General features: G+C 62.7%; 20 protein-coding genes. 8 read left to right on the top strand and 12 right to left on the bottom strand.

The annotated features are described in order from the left end of the window. Positions 1–22: 22 nt before the first annotated feature. Entirely contained in the window at positions 23–949 is a 927-nt protein-coding gene (gene cpaB / locus EJ076_RS19170) for a Flp pilus assembly protein CpaB (RefSeq protein ID WP_245462837.1), read from the bottom strand. 238 nt (positions 950–1,187) lie between these two features. Here cpaB and parE point away from each other — a divergent pair, with 238 nt between their 5' ends. Together parE and EJ076_RS19160 are read left to right on the top strand one after the other, a co-directional pair. Continuing rightward, positions 1,188–3,242: a DNA topoisomerase IV subunit B gene (gene parE / locus EJ076_RS19165; protein WP_109671562.1), complete on the top strand. Its 2,055-nt coding sequence runs from the start codon at positions 1,188–1,190 to the stop codon at positions 3,240–3,242. Positions 3,243–3,288: 46 nt separating this feature from the next. Beyond that, entirely contained in the window at positions 3,289–5,355 is a 2,067-nt protein-coding gene (locus EJ076_RS19160) for an FUSC family protein (RefSeq protein ID WP_126068932.1), read from the top strand. On the opposite strand, the gene EJ076_RS19155 is transcribed toward EJ076_RS19160, so the two are convergent. After that, positions 5,352–6,476 (bottom strand): DUF2336 domain-containing protein, encoded by a 1,125-nt coding sequence (locus EJ076_RS19155; protein WP_126068931.1) that lies wholly within the window; start codon positions 6,474–6,476, stop codon positions 5,352–5,354. The genes EJ076_RS19160 and EJ076_RS19155 overlap by 4 nt on opposite strands. Positions 6,477–6,629: 153 nt before the next feature. Here EJ076_RS19155 and EJ076_RS19150 point away from each other — a divergent pair, with 153 nt between their 5' ends. Then, the gene (locus tag EJ076_RS19150; RefSeq protein ID WP_109671518.1) at positions 6,630–7,082 is read left to right on the top strand and encodes a MaoC family dehydratase; all 453 of its coding nucleotides are present in this window, start codon (positions 6,630–6,632) and stop codon (positions 7,080–7,082) included. Between the two features lie 3 nt (positions 7,083–7,085). Next, positions 7,086–7,967 (top strand): CoA ester lyase, encoded by an 882-nt coding sequence (locus EJ076_RS19145; RefSeq protein WP_109671519.1) that lies wholly within the window; start codon positions 7,086–7,088, stop codon positions 7,965–7,967. Positions 7,968–7,979: 12 nt separating this feature from the next. On the opposite strand, the gene EJ076_RS19140 is transcribed toward EJ076_RS19145, so the two are convergent. Both EJ076_RS19140 and EJ076_RS19135 read right to left on the bottom strand, forming a co-directional pair. Continuing rightward, on the bottom strand, positions 7,980–8,654 hold the full coding sequence (locus EJ076_RS19140) for an isoprenylcysteine carboxylmethyltransferase family protein (protein WP_109671520.1): 675 nt from the start codon (positions 8,652–8,654) through the stop codon (positions 7,980–7,982). A gap of 58 nt (positions 8,655–8,712) precedes the next feature. Continuing rightward, positions 8,713–9,464 (bottom strand): IS5 family transposase gene (locus tag EJ076_RS19135; RefSeq protein ID WP_126068930.1). Its coding sequence is split into 2 segments (ribosomal slippage): positions 8,713–9,134 and positions 9,134–9,464, totalling 753 coding nucleotides; the frame shifts between segments, so codons are not numbered across the junction. A 159-nt stretch (positions 9,465–9,623) separates the two neighbouring features. Here EJ076_RS19135 and EJ076_RS19130 point away from each other — a divergent pair. Then, entirely contained in the window at positions 9,624–10,358 is a 735-nt protein-coding gene (locus tag EJ076_RS19130) for a TetR/AcrR family transcriptional regulator (protein WP_109671521.1), read from the top strand. Here EJ076_RS19130 and EJ076_RS19125 read toward each other — a convergent pair. From EJ076_RS19125 to EJ076_RS19115, 3 genes are all read right to left on the bottom strand, one after another. Continuing rightward, positions 10,336–12,237, bottom strand: coding sequence for a hypothetical protein (locus tag EJ076_RS19125; RefSeq protein WP_126068929.1), 1,902 nt, complete (start codon positions 12,235–12,237; stop codon positions 10,336–10,338). The two genes, EJ076_RS19130 and EJ076_RS19125, sit on opposite strands and share 23 nt — an antisense overlap. Positions 12,238–12,394: 157 nt before the next feature. Next, positions 12,395–13,003: a flavin reductase family protein gene (locus EJ076_RS19120; RefSeq protein ID WP_109671523.1), complete on the bottom strand. Its 609-nt coding sequence runs from the start codon at positions 13,001–13,003 to the stop codon at positions 12,395–12,397. After that, on the bottom strand, positions 13,004–13,588 hold the full coding sequence (locus tag EJ076_RS19115) for a nitroreductase (protein ID WP_126068928.1): 585 nt from the start codon (positions 13,586–13,588) through the stop codon (positions 13,004–13,006). It lies immediately after the preceding gene. A 157-nt stretch (positions 13,589–13,745) separates the two neighbouring features. Here EJ076_RS19115 and EJ076_RS19110 point away from each other — a divergent pair, with 157 nt between their 5' ends. Further along, the gene (locus tag EJ076_RS19110) at positions 13,746–14,708 is read left to right on the top strand and encodes a hypothetical protein (RefSeq protein ID WP_109671525.1); all 963 of its coding nucleotides are present in this window, start codon (positions 13,746–13,748) and stop codon (positions 14,706–14,708) included. Between the two features lie 12 nt (positions 14,709–14,720). Here EJ076_RS19110 and EJ076_RS19105 read toward each other — a convergent pair whose 3' ends face one another. Together EJ076_RS19105 and thrS are read right to left on the bottom strand one after the other, a co-directional pair. Beyond that, complete coding sequence (locus EJ076_RS19105; RefSeq protein WP_126068927.1) at positions 14,721–15,659, bottom strand: GNAT family N-acetyltransferase; 939 nt, start codon at positions 15,657–15,659, stop codon at positions 14,721–14,723. Positions 15,660–15,743: 84 nt separating this feature from the next. Beyond that, complete coding sequence (gene thrS / locus EJ076_RS19100; RefSeq protein ID WP_126068926.1) at positions 15,744–17,720, bottom strand: threonine--tRNA ligase; 1,977 nt, start codon at positions 17,718–17,720, stop codon at positions 15,744–15,746. Between the two features lie 201 nt (positions 17,721–17,921). Here thrS and EJ076_RS19095 point away from each other — a divergent pair, with 201 nt between their 5' ends. Then, complete coding sequence (locus EJ076_RS19095) at positions 17,922–18,758, top strand: SAM-dependent methyltransferase (RefSeq protein WP_126068925.1); 837 nt, start codon at positions 17,922–17,924, stop codon at positions 18,756–18,758. Between the two features lie 57 nt (positions 18,759–18,815). Here EJ076_RS19095 and blaOXA read toward each other — a convergent pair whose 3' ends face one another. The 3 genes from blaOXA to EJ076_RS19080 form a co-directional block, all read right to left on the bottom strand. Then, complete coding sequence (gene blaOXA / locus EJ076_RS19090; protein ID WP_126068924.1) at positions 18,816–19,643, bottom strand: class D beta-lactamase; 828 nt, start codon at positions 19,641–19,643, stop codon at positions 18,816–18,818. A gap of 147 nt (positions 19,644–19,790) precedes the next feature. Then, positions 19,791–20,180, bottom strand: a complete 390-nt coding sequence (gene yidD / locus EJ076_RS19085; protein ID WP_164548684.1) for a membrane protein insertion efficiency factor YidD — start codon at positions 20,178–20,180, stop codon at positions 19,791–19,793. Between the two features lie 59 nt (positions 20,181–20,239). Then, the gene (locus EJ076_RS19080) at positions 20,240–20,398 is read right to left on the bottom strand and encodes a hypothetical protein (RefSeq protein WP_126068923.1); all 159 of its coding nucleotides are present in this window, start codon (positions 20,396–20,398) and stop codon (positions 20,240–20,242) included. Positions 20,399–20,488: 90 nt separating this feature from the next. On the opposite strand from EJ076_RS19080, the gene EJ076_RS19075 reads away from it, so the two are divergent. Further along, positions 20,489–21,394, top strand: a complete 906-nt coding sequence (locus tag EJ076_RS19075; protein WP_126068922.1) for a LysR substrate-binding domain-containing protein — start codon at positions 20,489–20,491, stop codon at positions 21,392–21,394. Positions 21,395–21,408 lie beyond the last annotated feature (14 nt).

Genomic DNA, 21,408 nt, shown 5'->3' with positions numbered 1-21,408 from the left:
CTCACCCAGTCCCCACTGGCTTCTATTTCTGGTCCGGCGAAGGAACCTGGTATTCCTCGGCCTTTGTGCCGCGCGTTACGATGACCGTCTTGAACTTCGGCTTCTCCGGCTCCTTGGTGACGGCATCGAACAATGAGCCGGCCGCGGCCTGCACATTCGAGGCGACCGATCCACCGAAGGAAGAGATGGTGGTGACGCCGTTCTTGTCGTCTCCGCCTTCGCTGGAGGACCGAAGCGACAAGGACAAGGTGCCGACGGTGCGGGCCAGTGCCACTTTCTGCGCGCCGTCGGTCGTCACCTCGATGGTCACGGAATTGGAAATCTGCGGCGTCGTCTGGCGCTCGTCGGCGCCCTGCCCGACGCTCAGCACCTTGGCATCGGCAACGACGATCTCGGAAGTGATGGTGGAACCGGCAGCGCCCTGAGCGTTCTTGGCCACTTCCTGGATTTCGCCGGCATCGCGTGTCAGCACGACATCGACCCGGTCGCCCGGCGTGACGAAACCGCCAACCCCCGCGATCTCGTCGGTACGGATGGTTACCGCCCGCATTCCGGGCGTCATCATGTTGGAGAGCGTCGCGCGGCCATTTGGCCCGGACAACTTAGTCAGCAGCACCGGTTCGTTGACTTCGATCGGCGACAGCACCACGCGGCTACCGTCGGCGAGCAACGCATTGATAGTGGTGAAGGCGCCCTGCGGCACGGACTCTTCCGACCACGGAATTTCGCTAAGCTGCGCCCGGTCGAGTTCCATGCCGTAACGCAGCGGCGCATTCGCCACCACGATGGTCTTGAACTCTACCCTGGGCACGACAGGTGCCGGGATCGACGCCGTCTTCTCTTCGGAATCGGCCTTGGCCTGGCTCTTGACCCAGAAATCCGCGGCAAAGATCGAGATCGCGCCAAAAACGGCGGCGATGCCGATCATCGATATGGCCTTGCCCCTCACGCCGAAACCCCTGATGCCCGCAGTTTCTTGTTTTGTTGGGCTTAACCCTAGGCGGCATTGTTAAAGAATCAGGAATTTCGCACGGTGGTATCCGACCTATTTCCGCCGACTTGGTTATCGAATGGTTTTGGGTTAAGAAGGACCATATCCCCGAACGGAACAGGAACCTCGGTCGCTTGGCGCTGAAAAGCGTGGCAGTATCGCGAGGTGATTCGCAGCATCGGACCCTATGGCAGGCATGGACGACAACAACGATCTCTTCGGCAATATGGACAAGCAGCCGCAGCCGGTTCGCACGCCGGCGCGGCCGGCGGATCCGCTGGTTCAGGCCACCAAGCGTCCTGCCGCGACCAAGGATGGCAGCGAAGGCTATAGCGCCGCCGACATCGAGGTGCTGGAAGGGCTGGAGCCGGTGCGCCGCCGGCCAGGCATGTATATCGGCGGCACCGACGACAAGGCGATGCACCATCTGTTCGCCGAGGTCATCGACAATTCGATGGACGAAGCGGTGGCTGGCCATGCCACCTTCATCGATGTCGAACTCTCGGCCGACGGCTATCTCGCCGTCACCGACAATGGCCGCGGTATCCCGGTCGATCCGCATCCGAAGTTCAAGAAGCCGGCGCTCGAAGTGATCATGACGACGCTGCATTCGGGCGGCAAGTTCGACTCCAAGGTTTACGAGACATCGGGCGGCCTGCATGGCGTCGGTGTGTCCGTGGTCAACGCGCTGTCGGACCATCTCGAGGTCGAGGTCGCACGTGGCCGCCAGCTCTATCGCCAGCGCTTTTCACGCGGCGTTCCCGTGACCGGCCTGGAACAATTGGGCGAGGTCCACAATCGGCGCGGAACAAAAATCCGCTTCCACCCCGACGAGCAGATTTTCGGCAAGGGCGCGGCATTCGAACCGGCGCGGCTCTACCGCATGACGCGTTCGAAAGCCTATCTGTTCGGCGGCGTCGAAATCCGCTGGACCTGCGATCCGTCACTGATCAAGGAAAAGGATCCGACACCGGCCAAGGCTGAATTCCATTTTCCCGGCGGCCTGAAGGATTATCTCAAGGCATCGCTCGGCGACGACTTCCAGGTGACGCGCGAGATTTTCGCCGGCAAGAGCGAGAAACAAGGCGGCCATGGCTCGCTCGAATGGGCGGTGACCTGGTTCGGCGGCGACGGCTTCATCAATTCCTACTGCAACACCATCCCGACCGGCGAAGGCGGCACCCACGAGGCCGGCTTCCGCAATGTACTGACGCGGGGCCTGCGCGCCTATGCCGATCTCGTCGGCAACAAGCGCGCCTCGATCGTCACCTCGGAAGACGTCATGATCTCGGCGGCGGGCATGCTGTCGGTGTTCATCCGCGAGCCGGAATTCGTCGGCCAGACCAAGGACAGGCTGGCGACGATCGAGGCAATTCGAATTGTCGAGACCGCGATCCGTGATCCGTTCGACCATTGGCTGGCCGACAATCCGCAGGAAGCCTCGAAGCTACTCGAATGGGTGATCGCACGTGCCGACGAGCGGGTGCGCCGGCGGCAGGAAAAAGAGGTGTCGCGCAAGAGCGCGGTGCGCAAATTGCGGCTGCCGGGCAAGCTCGCCGACTGCACGCAGAATGCCGCGGCCGGCGCCGAACTGTTCATCGTCGAAGGTGACTCGGCCGGCGGCTCGGCCAAGCAGGCGCGCGACCGCGCCAGCCAGGCCGTCCTACCGCTGCGCGGAAAAATCCTTAACGTCGCCAGCGCCGGCAATGACAAGCTTGCCGGCAACCAGCAGATATCCGACCTAATCCAGGCGCTCGGCTGCGGCACGCGCTCGAAATACCGCGACGAGGATCTGCGCTACGACCGTGTGATCATCATGACCGACGCCGATGTCGATGGCGCCCACATCGCTTCGCTGCTGATCACCTTCTTCTACCAGGAGATGCCGGCGCTGGTGCGTGGCGGTCATCTCTATCTGGCGGTGCCGCCGCTTTACTCGATCAGGCAGGGCGGCAAGGTCGCCTATGCCCGCGACGACGCGCACAAGGACGAACTCCTGCGCACCGAGTTCACCGGGCGCGGCAAGGTCGAACTCGGCCGCTTCAAAGGTCTGGGCGAGATGATGGCCGCGCAGCTCAAGGAAACCACCATGGATCCGAGGAAGCGCACGCTGCTTCGGATCGATGTGATCGATGCCGAGGCGGCGACCAAGGACGCCGTCGACGCGCTGATGGGCACCAAGCCGGAGGCCCGCTTCCGCTTCATCCAGGAACGCGCCGAATTCGCCGAGACGGAAGTGCTGGATATCTAGCCGCCAGCCGGTCCATAACACGGGCTCCAGTTGCGGAGACGAGCATGTGACCTGGGTGCGGCTGAAAGGCTATTTCGAAACCAGTTTAGCCGGGTTGACCCAACCGACGCGCTCGGACTGGATTTTCGCCCTGCGCACCGTTTCGGCCGGCCTGATCGCGCTGCTGGCCGCCTATGCGCTGAAACTCGACCACCCGCAATGGGCTATGATGACGGTGTTCATCGTCGCTCAGCCGGTTGCCGGCATGGTGCTGGCGAAGGGCTTCTACCGGCTGCTCGGCACGCTTGCCGGCGGCGTTGCGGCGATCGGCATCACCACGGTTTTCGGCACCAACCCCTGGGTGCTGGTGACGGTGCTTGCCGTCTGGATCGGCATTTGCACCTTCGTCTCGTCGCTGCTGCGCAATCCCGAAGCCTATGGCGCCGCCCTTGCCGGCTACACCGCGATGATCATCGGCCTGCCCGCCTTCGGACAACCGCACCTCGTCGTTAACCTCGCCGTCGCACGCTGTGCCGAGATCGTGCTCGGCATTGTCTGCGCCGGCCTGACCAGCCGGCTGATCCTGCCGAAACTGGCGAGCGACGCCATCATCTCGCGCCTGAAACGCTGCATCCTCGATCTTGCCACCTATGCCGGCGGTGCTTTCTCCGGCGGCGATCCCGCAACGCTCTCCGGCCTGCATCGAAAGCTGGTCACTGACACTCAGACGCTTGGCGAGATGCGCGCCTATGCCAGGCTCGAGGCGCCGAGCTTCGCACCGCGTGCACATCCGGTCCGGCGCACCATAGGACAGCTGCTCTCGGCCCTGTCGGCGGCACGCGCGCTGCATTCGCACGCTGCCCCAAAGAACGCCGCACTTATCCCGGTGCGCTCAGAGTTGCAGACCCTTGTCAGCGAACTGGCGGCCAAGTCAGGCGCACTGGATGACACCGCACCCTGGGTGGCGCGGCTCGACGCCATTTCGGCCAAGGCCCGGCAAATGCCCGATGCCTCGACCGACCAGGGCGACGACAGGGTCGGCACCATCACCCGCCTCACCATCGCCGCCGATTTCGCCGAGGCGCTCAAGCAGGTACTGCGCGGCCTCGACGCCTTGCGCGCGCCTGCCACGCGCCCGGTCCGGGGCAGCAGGCAGCCTGCGCTGGTGGTGCATCGCGATTACCCCGGCGCGTCGCGCAATGCCGTGCGCGCTGCCCTTGCCACGCTGCTGGTCGCGGCCTTCTGGCTGACAACGAAATGGTCGGAAGCGGCGGGCACGGTCATTCTCGTTGCCGTCGTATCGAGCCTGTTTGCCGCTCGCCCCGACCCGGTACAGGTGGCCTGGGGCTTCTTCAAGGGAACGCTGCTGGCGCTCCCCTTTGCCTTTCTGGTCGGCCAGATCGCGATGCCTGCCCTGCCCGGCTTCGGCTGGTTCGTCCTGTTTGTCGTGCCCATCTTGGTGCCGACGGCGCTGGCCATGGCCAATCCGCGCTATGTCGGCGTGGCGACAGCCTTCGCCATCAACTTCCTCGCTTTCCTCAGCCCGCATCAGGCGATGACCTACGATCCTGGCCCGTTCTTCGCCGGCTCGGCATCGGTGCTGGTTGGTATCCTGCTGGCGATCGGCGTCTTCATCCTGGTGCTGCCCGCCGATCCGTGGCTGGCGGCCAATCGCATCGTGCGCGCCATGCGCGAGGATCTAGCGCGGCTTTGCCTGCATGAGCGGGTGCCGAGGCGTTCGGCCTTCGAGAGCCTCGCTTATGACCGCATCAACCAGCTGATGCCGCTGGTGCAGAACGCCGGCAGGAAGGGCGATGCGGTTTTAGGCGGCGGCGTCGCCGCCGTCACCGTCGGCCTGGAGATCCTGCGGCTGCGCAGCGCAAGCCAAGGCCATGCCATCCCATCCGAGACCGCGCTTTCGATTGCCAACTTCCTGAGGGGGCTGGCGCGCGAACTGCTCTTCCGCGCCCCCGGCGATCCACAGACCTCGACGGTCACCGTCGCCCGCCAATATGCGGCTGGCATCGCCCAACGAAACAGCACCGGCGAGATGCTGCAGATCGCGGCATCGCTGCGTATCATCGCCGCGGCGATGGAGGATTTTCCGGATTTCTTCGCGAGGGATAAAGGTTAAGCGGCTGCGATCGCCAGCGCGTGGCCGCGCGCGTTTTCGCGCAGCGCATCGAGATGGATCGACTTGACCAGCGCGGCGAGATCGCCTTCGGCGGATTGCCCGCCCACTTCCTTGAGCATCAGCCAGCTGACCTCCTGCACTCCGGCGACGCGATTGCCGTTGGCGACCTCGCGCCAGATCTTCAGCGCACGCAGGATGATGGCGTGCGTGGCAGCGGCGAGGCCGGCGCTGCGGAACAACGCCTGCAAGGCCACGTCGTGCCCGCCGGCCAGCAGTGCTCTTACCCTTTGTTCGGACTGCTGGCTGAGCGCGACCAGCGCCGAGCCGAAGAAATCGACCTTGCCATGCGCGATGGTGCGGATGAGGAAGCTCGCGGTCAGATCGCCGCGCAGCCTGAGATGCTCGATCAGTGCGGCATGCTCTTCCTGGCGCGTGCCCTCGATCAGCGTCACCGAAGCCTTGACGCAGGCGTCGCGCATGACGCGGTCGGCGCGCGCCGCGCCCATCAATGCCATCACCAGCGGCGACGTTTTCAGCATCTCTCCGAGCTTGACGAGCAGCATATGCCGGCAGTCGGCAGGCAGGCGGGCGTCCGATATCAGCGCCTCGCGCACCAAAGGCAGATGCCCGTGCCGTTCGGCCATGCGGCGGAAACTGAGCGAAGCGATGTCGGCGCCGCTGTTGGCGAGCAGCACGGCGCAGGCTTCCGCCTCGCCGATCTCGGCGATGGCCGCCGACAGCGCCATCGAGACGAGCGGCCGGTCGGCGATCAATTTTTGCGTCGCCCTCGGACTTGAGGCCACGCGGTTGATGAGATCGGCGTCGGTGAGCAGCGGCGAGCGCGCCAGCACCACGCCGGCGACTTCCGGCTGGTCGGAGGCAAGCACGCTGATGATCTGCAATGGCGCGTGGTGGCTCATGGACAGCGCCTCGGCCATCGCCAGACGCACCTTCGACGAGGCATCGTCGAGCAACAGCGTCAGCGCTGCCTCGGCGGCGCAACGGTCCTCGAATGGCAGGTCGGAATTTACATAGGCCCGGGCCAGCGCGCTGGCCGCGGCTGCGCGCTCCGACACCCTGGCGGTGTAGATCCATTTCAGGAAATGCGAAACAACAACCATGCCCGCCTGCTTACGCCCCTTGCCAGAAGGTTTCTGGCCCCAGTCAGGACCGTAGGCAGAAATGGTTTACGAACGGTTCACCATGTTCATTAACTGGCTTGCGAGCCCTGAATGCAGCGCCTATCAACCGTCAAACAGTGGAGGAGAGAGAAAATGGCCGGGCTTTATCTCGAAGAGTTCGTCGTCGGCCATGTCTTCCAGCACACGCTGCGTAAGACCGTAACCGAAAGCGACAACATGCTGTTTTCGGTGATGACGCTGAACCCGCAGCCGCTGCATATCGATTTCGATTTTGCCGCCAAGAGCGAATGGGGCAAGCCGCTGGTCAACTCGCTGTTCACGCTCGGGCTGATGATCGGCATTTCGGTCAATGACATCACCGTCGGCACCACGGTGGCCAATCTCGGCATGAAGGAAACCGTGTTTCCGCATCCGGTCTTCCATGGCGACACCATCCGGGTCGAGACGACAGTCATCTCGGTGCGGGAGTCGAAATCGAAACCCGATCGCGGCATCGTCGAATTCGAGCATCGCGCCTACAACCAGCATGGCGATCTCGTCGCCAAATGCACCAGGCAAGCGATGATGCTGAAGAAGGCGATCTGACGCATGCGTTCGCTGCTGTTCGTCCCCGGCGATTCCGAGAGGAAACTGGAAAAGGGTTTTGGTGCCGGTGCCGACGTGGTCATCGTCGATCTTGAAGATTCCGTGGCGCCGCACAACAAGGCGCTGGCACGCGAGGTGGCGGCGCGCTTCATCGCCGAGCGCAGGGCGCAAACCAGCTCGGCGATCTACGTCAGGGTCAACGACCTGTCGACGGGGCTGACGGATGACGATCTGGCGGCACTCGTTTCAGCCAAGCCCGACGGCATCATGCTGCCCAAGTCGAACAGCGGCCAGGATGTGCAGCACCTGTCGGCAAAGCTCAGGGTTCGCGAGGCTGAAAACGGCCTGGCCGACGGCGCGATCAAGATCCTGCCAATCATCACCGAAACGCCGGCAGGCGTGCTGGCGGCGGCGACCTATGCCGGGACGAGCGCGCGGCTTGCCGGTCTCACCTGGGGCGCGGAAGACCTGTCGGCGGCGATCGGCGCACGCATGGCCCGCGACGAACATGGCCGCTACACGGACGTGTTCCGTCACGCCCGCACCATGACAATACTTGCCGCTGGTGCGGCGGAGGTCGCGGCGATCGACACCGTCTTCCCGAATTTTCGCGACATGGCGGCCTTCCAAGCGGAATGCATGGAAGCCGAGCGCGATGGCTTCACCGGCAAGATGGCGATCCACCCCGCTCAGGTGTCGGTCATCAACGCCGCCTTCACGCCGTCGGGCGAGGCCGTGAGACAATCGGCGGCAATCGTCGCCGCGTTCGCGGCAGCGGGAAATCCCGGCGTCGTCGGCATCGACGGCAAGATGTACGACCGCCCGCATCTGCGACTGGCCGAACGACTTCTGGCGCGGGCAAAGGCGGCAGGTGTTTCCGCCTGAGCGCCCGAATCGCTACCAGACCAATGGAATCAGGCGGTAGCGAACATGGGCCGCATAGTCGTCATAGCCTCGCAGGCCAGTCCGAAGCGTGCTTTCTTCGATGAATGTGCGGATGGCCAAAAGAATGATGAACACGAGCACCGACGCCAACCCCCACCAGGAGCCAAGCAGGAGTGCCGTGCCGGCAAAGAAGAGAATGGCGCCGGCATACATCGGATGGCGGATGTAGCTGTAGGGACCCGTGGTGATCACGCGCTGTCCGCGCTCGTCCTGGATCTTCACAACGGGCGCCGCGAAACTGTTCTCCAGCATCGTCAGATAGCAGATCCAGATGCCGAGCAGCAGGACAGCCGCGCCTATCACCTGTACCCAGACGGGAACCGCCGACCAGCCGAAACGGATGTCGAGCCCCATGAGGGCCTGCCAACCGAAGATAGCGGCCAGCAATACGCTCAACAGCACCTTGTCAGCTGCGGTCTGATTCTTCTGGATGGGAGGGCTCAGTCTCTCATTCATCAGGCCGGGATCGCGCCGGGCCAGCGCTACGCCCAAGCTGAGGCTAAGCCCCACCATCACCACCAGGAACACCCAGGCTCCCGGCCAGTGCAGCGTGCCGGCCGACAGGAAGAGCAAGGCGCCCATGACGCCGAACCACACGAACGTCTGGAGAATCAACTTCGAGATCATGACAAACCTTCCGCGATATGCCCCCGCCAGCATTGGCCTCACTAGGGCTTGTTGAGATTCAGCGTGAGTTTATGACGGCGGCTGCGAGATTGATGAAGGCTGCGAAGCTCTGGTCAGTTTTGTCGGCGCGCATGGCGATACGCTTGAATTCCTTGAGTTTGGCGAAGAAGTTCTCGATCAGGTGGCGCCATTTGTAGAGTTCCTTGTCGAGCGGCAGGGGAAAAGTACGACGTGAGTGCTGTGAAATAACGATCCTGGCGCCGCGCTCATTCAGGTCGGCAATGATGGTGTTGCTGTCGAAGGCTTTGTCGGCGATCAAGCCGCCGAAGCAGACACCATCGATGAGCGGTGCGACACCCACGGTATCGAACCGTTGGCCGGGCAAAAGAGCAAAGCGCACAAGATTGCCAAGTGCATCGGTGAGTGCCAGGATTTTGGTGGTCATGCCGCCCTTGGAGCGGCCTATGGCCTGGCTTTGAGTCCCCCTTTTGCGCCCTGTCCATGGCGGTGAACCTTGACGATGGTGGCATCAACCATGGCGTATTCCATGTCCGGTTCATCCGAACACGCCTCGAAAAGCCGAATGAAAACATCAGCTTTGACCCAGTCGCGGTAGCGCTTGAAAACGGTGTTCCAGCTCCCGAAGAAGGCTGGAAGGTCGCGCCACGGACTTCCTGTCCGCACAATCCAAAGCAACGCTTCGATGAAGCGGCGATTGTCACCACCACTTCGTCCGGGATCGGTTGGTTTACCCAGACAATGCGGTTCCATCTTTGCCCATTGGGCGTCCGTCAAAACAAGTCGTTCCATCCAAAGCTTGAATCACAATCCAAGCTCAGGGGGAATCCTGAATCTCAACAAACCTTAGACCACTGGTCTATTATACCGACCGACGGTCTACCATTCAAGTGGATCGAGGACCATCACGCATCTGGACGAGAGCGGCCATCGCGTGCAGAAGCTTTTGTCATGCCCCGTGTCATCAAGCATCCTGAGCTCAGGCGAGAAGAACTTCTGGATCATGCCCAGGCCCTGTTCCTGACGCAGGGCTACGACAAAGCGAGCCTCAACGACGTGATTGCGGCTGCCGGCATCTCGAAGGGCGCCTTCTATCATTACTTTGCCTCCAAGGACGCTCTTCTGGTGGCGCTGGCCGAGCGCTTCGCGAGACAGGCATTGGCTGGAGTCCAGGACATACTCGACGATCCCGATCTCGATCCGCTCAGCCGCCTGAATGGCCTGCTTGCCCAGTCGCGGCGGGCCAAGATCGAGACTGCACCGGAAGCCTGGGCTCTTTTCGAAACGCTGTTTCGGCCGGAGAACCTGGTGCTTTTCCACCGCATCAACCTGGCCGCCAGCGCGTCGTTTTCACCCTTGCTGGTCAAGATCATCAGGCAAGGCATCGAAGACGGCACCTTCAGGACATTCGACCCGGAGGGTGTCGCCGACATCGTCATGCAGTTCGGCATGGCCACTCACGACATCATTGCCAAGGCATTCGCCGGCGGCACCGACGCCGACATGGACGTCGCCATCGAAGCCCTGGAGACACGCGTCAGGCTCTACGAGATCGCTCTCGACCGCATACTCGGCCTCCCCGATGGGAGCATTCGCATCGGCGAGCCCGGCTACGTGCGCGCCGTCATGACAGCCAGGCGGCGGACGAGTGCCGGCACGGCCCTCAGTCCCGCGCCAGCACGATGATCCGGTCCTCCGGCAGATAGGCGAGTGCTTCCGACTTCAGCGGGTTGACGGTGACGCCGCCCAGCGCCCGCTGGTCGGCCTCTCCGGCGCGGATGCGCCGGTAACCTATGGCGATTTCGCCGCGCAACCGCGCCGATTCCGCGATCGTCCAGAAGGTCACCGGCTGGTCGATGGCGACATAGTCGGCGACCGGACGCATGTATATTTCAGAACCCTTCTCGTCGAGCAGGTCGTCGAAGATCGCAGCGAGGTACTGATTCTCGGATGCCTGCGCCAGCATCAGGCTGACCAGCCGGTTGCTGACGACGAAATCATCGGCCTTGGTCACCGCCGCAAGCTCTCGGTTGCGCACGTCGATCATCTCGCTGACGATGCTGATGTGCATGCCGGCATCATCTGCGATCTTGCGCAGATGCAGCAGCGTCACCAGCGTGCGCGTATCGGCCGGCTGCGCTGCCATGGTTTCGCTGTAGCCGAGGACGAGCACGTGGTCGTAGGAAGGCACGTCCAGGCTTGCCAGCGCGGTGCTGCTCGACGTGTCGGTGACGCGGCAGGATACCGACAGATTGTCGCCCGCGACCGGCAGTTCGGCAACTTCCTGTTCGAGGCCGGGCGTATCGGCGGCGATCGTCAGGATCGACCCAGGCGCGACATAGCGCGACAGTTCATAGGTGATGATCGGACCGCGCCGGTTCCAGCCGAGGATCAGCGTCCGCTCCGGCTTCGCCTTGATGGACCGCGGGCCGAGGATCGCCGCCGCATCGATCTTGATCCCAGTGCTTCCCAGCTTTATCGCGGCATCGTCCTCGGCGATGATAATGGCGCGCATGTCCTTGCCGATCACCAGATCCGACGGCGGGTTGAGATTGACGCGGCCCTCGCGGTCGCAAAGCCCGATCAGCGCGCAGTGCTCGTACGCCATGACCGCCTCGCCGAAGCTTTTGCCGGTGAGGTCCGGCTGCTCGGTCGTGTAGATTTCACAGCCGTCGAAATCGAGCAGCTCCGAATAGACGCCGCTGAGACCTGACTGCCGGCTCGAATGCACGACGATGCGCGAGATCAGCTGGTCGGCTAGCACGAGTTGCACCTCGGCTCCGCCGACGACCCGGGCGACCTCGGCATTCTTGCCATCGCGAATCTCAGCGGCGATGTTGTAGGGGGCGGTGCGCCGGTTCGGATCGTTGACCAGCGCCAGCACCGTCTTGATGACCTGCGAATCCGGGTCGTCGCCGTCCGGCGACAGCACGATGACCGACCGCGAGGTCTGCGGATTGACGATGACCAGATCATAGAGATCGGTCGGGTCGCCGCTGCGGCAGATGATGCGCGTGTTACCCAGTTTGCCGACCTTGGCCGCGATCTCGTCCTCCATCTCGACCTTGTCCATATTGGCCATGACGACGATGCGCGGACGGCGGCGGCTGGCATTGGCAATGACGAGTTCGGAGATGACATCGAAGATCGACGGCGACCAGTTGAGGATGATGGTGTGATCGGTCTCCAGCACCCGCGAACGGCCCTTGCGCAGTTCGTCGAGCTTGCTGTCGACGCCGGCGCTAAGCACGCCGATGAGGGCCGACACGACGAAGATACCGGCAAGCGTGACAAACAGCATAACGAGGCGGAAGGCCCAGCCTGTGTCACCGCCCATCGTGCCGGAATCGAGCGTGCGCATCAGCGATTCCCAGAACGCTTCGACGAAGTTCAGCGGCTCGCCGCCTTCCGGCGCGATGCGGGTCACCGCAAGGAAGCCAGCGGCGGCGATGATGATCAGCAGGGAAACAATGGCGAGCCAGCCGATCAGCGCGATCGGGCCGGCGGCCATGCTCTTGTCGAACCAATAGCGCAGCCGGGTTCCCAGCGAGTCTCGTTTCTTCATGTCGCCCGCGCCCCGCAATATCCCCAAGGTCGATGCGTAACCCCAACGCATCGCCGAAGCCGCTCTCTTAGCGTGTGTTCAGATAAAGGGGAATCGCTTTTGCGTGCCCACGGCTATTGAATCCGGCGACGCGGCGGACGGCGGCCGAACCTAAGACCTAGTCCTTGTCCCAGCGCGGCCTTCGCATCGAAAACACCTCGTCGACGCTGGCATAGTCCATGTAGCCGAGACGAGCGACATTGCCGGCTTTGGTGATGTCGAACAGGCCGTCTGTCAGGAAGGCGTCGTCGATATGCACGCCGACCACCTCACCGGCGACGACGACGGCACTTGTCGGCGATCCGTCCAGCGCCTTTGGCCGAAAGACCTCCGTCACCCGGCATTCGAGCGCTGCAGGCGCTGCCGCCACGCGCGGCGGCGCGACCAGGCGCGACGGCGCCATGGCAAGATCGGCGTAGACGAACTCGTTGACGCCGCGCGGTGCGCTGACGGATGTGCGGTTCATCTTCTCCGCAAGATCGCGACTGACCAGATTGGCGACAAACTCGCCGGTTTCCTGGGCAAAGGAGGCGCTGTCCTTCTCGCCTTCGGAGGAGAACCAGACGATGAACGGCCGCGTCGAAACGGCATTGAAGAAAGAATACGGAGCGAGGTTGATCTCACCAGCTTTGTTCAGCGTCGAAATCCAGCCGATCGGACGCGGTGCCACGATCGCCTTCGACGGGTCGTGTGGCAGGCCATGGCCCTTTGAAGGCTCATAAAACATTCAGCCGTTCCATGGTCCCGAATAGTCGCCGTAAAGCTTTGCCGGATCGGGCCGTGGCCGCTCCGGCGCCGGGCCGGCATAAGAGCCGATATGGATAAAGCCGATGACCCGCTCCTGCGGCGCCAATCCTAGCAGCGCCCGGCCCTCCGGTACATCGGAATACCAGTTGCTGATCATGTTGGTGCCATAACCCAGCGCGTTGGCTGCTATCATCAGGTTCATCGCCGCCATACCGCCCGACAGGAACATTTCCCATTGCGGGATTTTTGGATTCTCCCTGGGGATAGATACGACGCCGATCACCAGCGGCGCGCGCGAGAACCGCGCCAGTTCCTGGTTGCGGCGGCCTTCTGGCAAGGGCCCCTCCCGCTGCTCGGCAAGGGCTGCCAGTTGCCTGCCGGTCTCGACGCGCGCTTCGCCACGGTAGACGATGAAGCGCCAGGGCTCCAATCGGCCATGGTCGGGCACCCGTGAGGCAGCGGCGATCATCGTTGCGATTTCCGTATCGCTCGGCGCCGGCTCCTTCAGATCCGGAATTGGCGCGGAGTTTCGGGTCAGCAGGAAATCGATGATCGGCGACGCCATGGGCGCAAGTCTCCTAGACATTCTGTTTTGAGCTGAAGCGCACCATCGGGAATTCGGGCGGCTCGGGCATTGGCGCGGGATACGCCGGACGGAAGAGTCCTATCGATCGGACTCTTAAGCCTTGAAATTGCCACCGCCATGGGCTTCAACGCAAGGCATGTTTGAGGGGACTGTCCGTCTTTTCCTGATCTGGCTCGGCGCCCTGCTGTTGATGGCGCCGGTTTCGTTCGCCATAGCGCAGAACGTCGACGGTGTCAGTGACCTGAAGCTTCCGGGAATTTCAAGCTACGCGACGCCGAAAGGCGAGACATCGCTGGCGTTGAGCGGCGGCGGCGCCATCACACTGTCCGCCCAGTTGACGGACAAGGGTTCCGACATCACGCGCGGCATCGTCTGGCGGGTCTTCAAGCCCGAAGCCGTCAACGGCAAATTGCCGATGGTCGCTTCCTCCCATGGCGGCACCGCCGTCTTCCAGCTCGAACCCGGCAGCTATCTGGTTCATGCCTCCTACGGCCGGGCCGGCGCCACCAAGCGTATCACCGTCGGCAAGGATGCCAAGCGCGAAAGCCTCGTGCTCGATGCCGGCGGCCTCAAGCTCGACGCCGTTCTGTCCGGCGGCGTGCGCATTCCACCGAAGAACCTGCGCTTTTCGATCTACGAGGGCACCGCCGAGGCCAATGGCGACCGCGCGCTGATCATTCCCGACGTCGAGCCCAACAGTGTCGTGCGGCTCAACGCCGGCATCTACCATGTCGTCTCGACCTATGGCGCGGTCAATGCGGTCATCCGCTCCGACATCCGCGTCGAGGCCGGCAAGCTGACCGAAGCCACCGTCGAGCACCATGCCGCCGAGATCACGATGAAGCTGGTGCGCGAAACCGGTGGCGAGGCGATCGCCGATACCTCCTGGTCGCTGCTCAACGAATCCGGCGATCCGATCAAGGAAACCGTCGGCGCCTTCGCCTCGATGGTGCTGGCCGAGGGCGACTACACCATCATCGCCAAGAACCGCGACCGCATCTATCAGAAGGATTTTACGGTCGTGGCCGGCCAGAACCAGGAGATCGAGGTTCTGGCCACCGAGGCCGCGGCGATGGATCCTGAAGAAGGCGCGGACTAACCGCTTCTGACTTCAGGCCGCCAGCTTGGTCCGCGCCGGCAGGAACGGAATGCGCCGGCGCGCCACGACTGGCGCCAGGTCGAACACGCCGCGATAAAGCCGGTCGAGCAACGCCTTGCGGTCGCGCAACGGCTCCAGTTCGCTCCAGTTCAGCACATCGCCGACGCGCACGTCGATCGCCTTGCCGGACAGCCGCGCGAATTCATGGATGAGCAGCGACGTGCGCAAGGTCAGCGAGGCCTTGCCGACGAATTTCGCCACCCGGCCGTCGCGCTCGGCCATGTTCATCGGCCCGCTGACCAGATGGAACAGCCTGCCGTTCTGCCCGGAAAAATGCATCGGAATGACCGACGCCTTGGCGTCCTGGACGAGACGGGCCGGAAACATCTTCCACGGCAGGTCGCGCGCCCGGCCAAAGCCCTTCGGCGCGGTGGCGACACCGCCGGCCGGAAACACCACGATGGTGACGCCCTCTTTCAGCAACCGCACCGCTTCATGGCGCACGGCCATGTTGTTCTTGAGCGCGTCCTTGGTCTCGGAGAAGTCGATCGGCAGCGAGTAAGGCTCCATCTCGCGGATCTTGAGCAGATCCTTGTGGATCATCACCCGGAACGGTCGTCCGAGCTGCTCGGCCAGCGACAGCACGGCAATGCCGTCACCGATGCCGAAGGGATGATTGGCAACGATCACCAGCGGCGTATCCGGCAATTGTGCGGGCGGCCATTGATCTGATGTCCGCACCCGGACGTCGATCAGGTCGAGCATGCGGCTGAACACGCGTTCACCGGTCGGCACGACCTGGCGGCGCCAGAAATCATAGAGCGCGGTGTAGCGGTCACGGCCCGACAGGCCTTCGACCGAATGAATGAACCAGCGCGTCAGCGCCGGCTGGCGCGGATTGGCATAGGAAAGCTCGGGAAAGGGTCGTTCGCGCAATTTCAGCTTGAGCATAGGGGCTCGTTACAAGGTCGGCGTGACAGGGATATGAAAATGGCGATGGATCGCTCCACCGCCATGTCGTCGGAACTGTGCCGACTACGCAGCGCGTTTGCGGCGGCGATCAGGTGTCATGGCCTCGTCGGTCAACTGCGCGATCGCCTGGTCAAGGCCAAGCGATTCCTGGTCGCGTGAGCCCAGCCGGCGCATGTTGACGGTCTGCTCCTCCGCCTCGCGCTTGCCGCAGACGAGGATGACCGGAACCTTGGCTAGGCTGTGCTCGCGGACCTTGTAGTTGATCTTCTCGTTGCGCAGATCGGCTTCCGCCAACAGCCCTGCGGCCTTCAGCTTTGCCACCACCTCGGTCGCATAGCCGTCGGCATCGGACGTGATCGTCGCCACCACCACCTGCAGCGGCGCGAACCATAGCGGGAAATGGCCTGAGTAGTGCTCGATCAGGATACCGAGGAAGCGCTCCATCGAACCGCAAATGGCGCGGTGCACCATCACAGGCTGCTTCTTCTCGGAATCCGAACCGATGTAGAAGGCGCCAAAGCGTTCCGGCAGGTTGAAGTCGACCTGCGTCGTGCCGCACTGCCATTCGCGGCCGATGGCATCCTTCAGCACATATTCGAATTTCGGCCCGTAGAAGGCGCCCTCGCCCGGATTGATCGAGGTCTTGATCCGATTGCCGGACCTTGCCCTGATCGTCTCCAGAACGTTGCCCATGATCGCCTCGGCGTGATCCCACGCCTCGTCGGTGCCGACGCGTTTGTCCGGCCGCGTTGAAAGCTTGACGCTGACTTCTTCAAAACCGAAATCGGCATAGGTCGACAGGATCAGGTCGTTGATGCGCAGGCATTCCGCTGCCAGCTGTTCCTCGGTGCAGAAGATGTGCGCATCGTCCTGCGTGAAGCCGCGCACGCGCATCAGCCCGTGCAGCGCGCCCGACGGCTCGTAGCGATGCACATTGCCAAATTCCGCAAGTTTTACGGGAAGATCGCGATAAGACTTCAACCCATGCTTGAAAATCTGCACATGACCCGGACAGTTCATCGGCTTCAGCGCGAAGACCCGGTCGTCATCTGTATCATCGCCGGCGACCGTCACTTTGAACATGGCGTCGCGATACCAGCCCCAGTGGCCTGACGTTTCCCATAGGCTCTTGTCGAGCACCTGCGGCGCGTTGACCTCCTGATAGCCCTGTTCGTCCAGGCGTCGGCGCATGTAGTTGACCAGGTTCTGGAACATCTTCCAGCCCTTGGCGTGCCAGAAGACGACGCCAGGGCCCTCTTCCTGGAAATGGAACAGGTCCATCTCGCGGCCGATCTTCCTGTGGTCCCGCTTCTCGGCCTCCTCCAGCATCGTCTGGTAGGCTTCGAGCTGCGCCTGGTCGGCCCAGGCCGTGCCGTAGATGCGGGTCAGCATCGGGTTGTTCGAGTCACCGCGCCAATAGGCGCCGGCCACCTTCATCAGTTTGAAGGCGTTGCCGATCTGCCCGGTCGAGGCCATGTGCGGGCCACGGCAAAGGTCGAACCAGTCGCCCTGCGCGTAGATCTTGAGGTCCTGATCCTCGGGAATGGCGTCGATCAGCTCCAGCTTGTAGCGTTCGCCCTTGTCGGCAAACACTTTTTTTGCCCTATCTCGCGACCAGACCTCTTTGGTGAACGGCTTGTTGCGCGCGATGATCTCGCGCATCTTCTTCTCGATCACCGGAAAATCGTCAGGCGTGAACGGCTCGTTGCGGGCGAAGTCGTAGTAGAAGCCGTTCTCGATCACCGGCCCGATGGTCACCTGCGTTCCCGGCCACAATTCCTGCACGGCTTCCGCCAGCACGTGCGCGGTGTCGTGGCGGATGAGTTCCAGCGCGCGCGGGTCGTCGCGGGTGACGATCTCGACCTTGCCGGACTTGCCGAGCGGGTCACTGAGATCGCGAACGGTGCCGTCGATCGCATAGGCGACCGCCTTCTTGGCCAGCGATTTCGAGATCGATTCGGCGAGGCCAGCACCGGTCATAGCCGCGTCGTAGTCGCGGATGGAGCCATCGGGAAATGTCAGGGAAACGGAATTCAGCATGTATATCTCCTATCCAGTCCCGCAAACGAGCGCGGGTGGTCGTGGGAAAAGCCGGATGCGTCCGGCAGCGGGCGGGTTTTAGAGGCAGTGCCGGCCCAGGTAAAGAGCACTGACTGATGTAGCGTGAGGAAATGTCGCCAAGATGTCGCAGGCCCGTCACCCAGCTTGCGAATATCCCCGCAATCGTCTGGAATTGTCGATATGGAAGACGCTACACCCAGCAGAACCGCCCTTGGCGTCGCACGCATGAGGGCACTCCATCAGTTTTCACCGCAGGCAGCGCTGTTTCGCGATCCCTACGCGATCCCGATTCTGGGTGAAGCTGCTCCCGCGGCACAAGAGCTTGAGCAGGAAGACGAACGCAGCCGGCGTATGCGCCTGTTCGTGACCGCGCGCGCCCGGTTTGCCGAGGACTGGCTGGCGGCGGCGGTCCGTCGCGGCATCAGGCAACTCGTCGTGCTTGGCGCAGGCCTCGATACGTTTTCGCTGCGCAACCCGTATCCGGATCTCAGCGTGTTCGAAGTCGACCACCCGGCCACGCAAGCCTGGAAACGCAAATGCATCGCCGATAGCGGCCTTGCCGAGCCACCCGCTACCAAATTCGTGCCGGTCAATTTCGAGCGGCAAAGCCTGCCCGCTGAACTGATTGCGGCCGGTTTGCAGTCGACCGAGCCGAGCTTCTTCATCTGGCTGGGCGTTGTTCCCTATCTGACGAAGGAATCGATCTTCAACACGCTGTTCTGGATAGCCGGCGTCCCCGGCTCGGAAGTCGTATTCGACTACAGCGAACCGGCTGAGAACCGCGATGCGGCGGGACAAGCTGCCCTGGCCTTCCATGCGGCTCGCGTCGCGTCTGTCGGGGAGCCATGGATCAGCTTCTTTGTTCCCACCGACCTGGAGAAATCCTTGCGCGAGCTTGGCTTCGACGAGATTGAAGACCTCGAGCGCAGCGATATTGCTGCTCGCTTGTCCGGGGCACCGAAGGGACCAACCGCCAACTCCGGCGGTCACATCATCCGTGCCCGCCGAAGCTCCTGAGTAATTCCAGGAAAAGTGTGCAGCGGTTTGCAATCGGGAATTGCGTAGAGATAAGACTCATTTCACCAACAGTGGCAGATCCTTCAGGAACGCGGCCCGGGTCTTGAGGCCCTTGGGCATATCGGTGCGGTTGGTATCGACGACAAGCCGCGCAAAGACGATCTGGCGGCCATCCTTTTGCGCCCAGCCGACGAACCAGCCGAGCGAGCGCTTGTCCTGGACCTTGTCGGCATCGTTGCGCAGCCTGGTGCTGCCGGTCTTGCCTTGCACCGTCCAGCCTCCGGCCTGGAAGGTCGGGATGATGGCTAATGTCATATCGTAAGCCCTGGCCGAGACCGGCAGCTTGCGGGCCAGCAGCTTGCGCAGGAAATCGACCTGCTCGACCGGCGTGATCTTCAGGGAAGAATTCACCCAGGACTGGGTCAGGCTATCATTCTTGCCGGGGTTGCCGGAAACATCGGCATTGCCGTAGCCGAATTTCGAGACATAGAAGGCAAAACTCTGCGGCCCAAGCCGGCGGGTGATTTCCCGGGAGAACCACAGGATCGAATCCCGCTCCCAGACCACCGGATCGACGGTCTTCTGATCCCGCTTCACCGCGTTGAATTCAGGCTTGTAATCCCAGCTCGGGGTGTGCTCGTCGTTCAGGATCCCGCTGTCATAACCGATCAGCGACAGCGGCACCTTGAACGTCGATGCCGGGCTGAACCGTTGGTCGCACACACCATCCTGGTAAAGCGTCTTGCCGCTCGCCGCGTCAGCGATCACCGTACATTGAACGTCCTTCAGCGGCGCCGATTGCGCGCGCAGCGGAAATCCCAGCAGCCAGGCGAGCAGGAACAGGATTCCGGCAAAGATAAAGGGAAGACGGTCGAAATTGCGCATTTTCTGCTCGCTCCAGAAGGGGGTTCGCGAGCGGCTTAGCGAGGTCTCTTGTCTCGATTTTGTCTCAAATGCGCAGTCTTTGTGCAGGCTTGTATTAACCCTACCGGATCGTAAACGCGCAGTGCCGGAGGGACATGACCGGCGCCATCAGCCCTGCGCTTCGCCACGCTTGCTGCCGATCCGCCAGTACCGCCATGGCATGAACCAGACATAACGCTCCGCCAAGGCTTCCGGCACGCGGTCGATGCCATGGGTGCCAAATGGCCCGCAACGCAGCACGCGGAAAAATCCCATCCAGCCACCGGCCCACAGGCCATGGCGGGCGATCGCCTCATGCGCATATTCCGAACAGGTCGGCAGATGCCGGCAGGAATTGCCGACAAAGCCGGACAGCGTCAGCTGGTAAAGGCGCACGAGCGACGTGCCGAGGAGACGGCCCGGCGTCTTGCGCCACGGGCCGGGCCAGTTGCGGCCGCGCTTTGGCCGTCCGGCGGCGATATGCGCATGTCCATGCCGGTCGCGCACCACAGTCTCCATTTCGCGTTTCCCATGCGATAGATGTGAGCTTCTACTGGAGAACGCAATCCCGACTCCCATCACGGACGGAAAGGACGAAACGGCCGGCTGTCAGCCGAAGGCGCCCAGCGGCCGGGACAGGTCGGCTCTTCGCGGCGTTTTTCACGCTGTCCTTCGTCGCGCCATTGAAACGTTGCGATCCGCATGACATCGCCAAAGATGCTCAGCAACTGGATCATGATCGGTCTCCTTTGACGCGATTAGACCGCCGCTGGCCTTCGCCTTCAAACGAGTATAATTTCCACTTCGGATAATCTTGGGTTATGCGAATGAAGCGCGGACGCTTGCCGCTGACGGCATTGAGAAGCTTCGAGGCGGCTGGCCGACATCTGAGCTTCAGCAGGGCCGCCGAGGAGCTTTTCGTCTCGCAGGCGGCGATCAGCCGGCAGATCCGCGAACTCGAAACCTTCCTGCGCCAGCCCCTGTTCGAACGTCACCATCGCCGTGTCGAACTGACCGACACCGGCCGGCGTCTGCTGGATCAGCTCGTCAAAAGCTTCGACGCTATCGACACCTTGCTTGGAGAACTGGTGGCGACGCCGGCGCAGTCCGTGGTTCGCGTCAGTGTCGAGCCGTCACTTGCATCCGTGTGGCTGGTCCCCCGGCTCAATCGATTTCGCCAGTTGCGGCCCGATATCGACGTCTCTCTCGAAGTCGACCCAAGGCTGATCGAGTTCCGCAGCGATCAGCCCGAACTTGCCTTACGCTTCAGCACGCACGCCAGCTCGTGGCCGCGCAGCCAGGCTGAGCGGCTTGCCTCGACAGTCGATTCACCGGTTCTGTCGCCGGCGCTGCTTGCCTCGGGCCCTGCCCTAGAGAGGCCGATCGATCTTGGTCACTACACGCTTTTGCACGAGGAGAACCGTCAGGGTTGGGCGCGCTGGTTCGAAGCCGCTGGCGTACCCGCCGACGCCGTGCCCGCGCGCGGTCCGATGCTGGCGGACGCGTCGCTTTCAAAGCAGGCCGCCCTGCTCGGACATGGCGTGGCGCTTGGCGATCTCTTGCAGATCGGCGGAGAAATCAAATCCGGCACGCTGGTCAAGCCGTTCGACATCGACGTCGCATCCGGCGCCTATTGGCTGGTGGCCAGAAGCTTGCGCGATCTCTCGGAGCCGGCCGCCGCGTTCGCCGACTGGGTACGCGGCGAATTTGCCGAAAGCAGACGTGCTCTGTAACGGTCGGTTATCGG

It is taken from the genome of Mesorhizobium sp. M7D.F.Ca.US.005.01.1.1, from assembly GCF_003952545.1.
Lineage (GTDB): Bacteria > Pseudomonadota > Alphaproteobacteria > Rhizobiales > Rhizobiaceae > Mesorhizobium > Mesorhizobium loti.
This window is presented reverse-complemented; position numbering and strand designations above follow the sequence as displayed.

Excerpts from the sequence above, each read along its gene's own strand:
- EJ076_RS19110 (WP_109671525.1), top strand. The coding sequence starts at position 13,746 with ATGTTTGAGGGGACTGTCCGTCTTTTCCTGATCTGGCTCGGCGCCCTG.
- EJ076_RS19105 (WP_126068927.1), bottom strand. The coding sequence starts at position 15,659 with ATGCTCAAGCTGAAATTGCGCGAACGACCCTTTCCCGAGCTTTCCTAT.
- EJ076_RS19150 (WP_109671518.1), top strand. The coding sequence starts at position 6,630 with ATGGCCGGGCTTTATCTCGAAGAGTTCGTCGTCGGCCATGTCTTCCAG.
- thrS (WP_126068926.1), bottom strand. The coding sequence starts at position 17,720 with ATGCTGAATTCCGTTTCCCTGACATTTCCCGATGGCTCCATCCGCGAC.
- EJ076_RS19140 (WP_109671520.1), bottom strand. The coding sequence starts at position 8,654 with ATGATCTCGAAGTTGATTCTCCAGACGTTCGTGTGGTTCGGCGTCATG.
- EJ076_RS19075 (WP_126068922.1), top strand. The coding sequence starts at position 20,489 with ATGAAGCGCGGACGCTTGCCGCTGACGGCATTGAGAAGCTTCGAGGCG.
- EJ076_RS19145 (WP_109671519.1), top strand. The coding sequence starts at position 7,086 with ATGCGTTCGCTGCTGTTCGTCCCCGGCGATTCCGAGAGGAAACTGGAA.
- EJ076_RS19115 (WP_126068928.1), bottom strand. The coding sequence starts at position 13,588 with ATGGCGTCGCCGATCATCGATTTCCTGCTGACCCGAAACTCCGCGCCA.
- EJ076_RS19130 (WP_109671521.1), top strand. The coding sequence starts at position 9,624 with ATGCCCCGTGTCATCAAGCATCCTGAGCTCAGGCGAGAAGAACTTCTG.
- EJ076_RS19155 (WP_126068931.1), bottom strand. The coding sequence starts at position 6,476 with ATGGTTGTTGTTTCGCATTTCCTGAAATGGATCTACACCGCCAGGGTG.
- EJ076_RS19080 (WP_126068923.1), bottom strand. The coding sequence starts at position 20,398 with ATGATCCAGTTGCTGAGCATCTTTGGCGATGTCATGCGGATCGCAACG.
- yidD (WP_164548684.1), bottom strand. The coding sequence starts at position 20,180 with ATGGAGACTGTGGTGCGCGACCGGCATGGACATGCGCATATCGCCGCC.
- EJ076_RS19120 (WP_109671523.1), bottom strand. The coding sequence starts at position 13,003 with ATGTTTTATGAGCCTTCAAAGGGCCATGGCCTGCCACACGACCCGTCG.
- EJ076_RS19125 (WP_126068929.1), bottom strand. The coding sequence starts at position 12,237 with ATGAAGAAACGAGACTCGCTGGGAACCCGGCTGCGCTATTGGTTCGAC.
- blaOXA (WP_126068924.1), bottom strand. The coding sequence starts at position 19,643 with ATGCGCAATTTCGACCGTCTTCCCTTTATCTTTGCCGGAATCCTGTTC.
- EJ076_RS19095 (WP_126068925.1), top strand. The coding sequence starts at position 17,922 with ATGGAAGACGCTACACCCAGCAGAACCGCCCTTGGCGTCGCACGCATG.
- parE (WP_109671562.1), top strand. The coding sequence starts at position 1,188 with ATGGACGACAACAACGATCTCTTCGGCAATATGGACAAGCAGCCGCAG.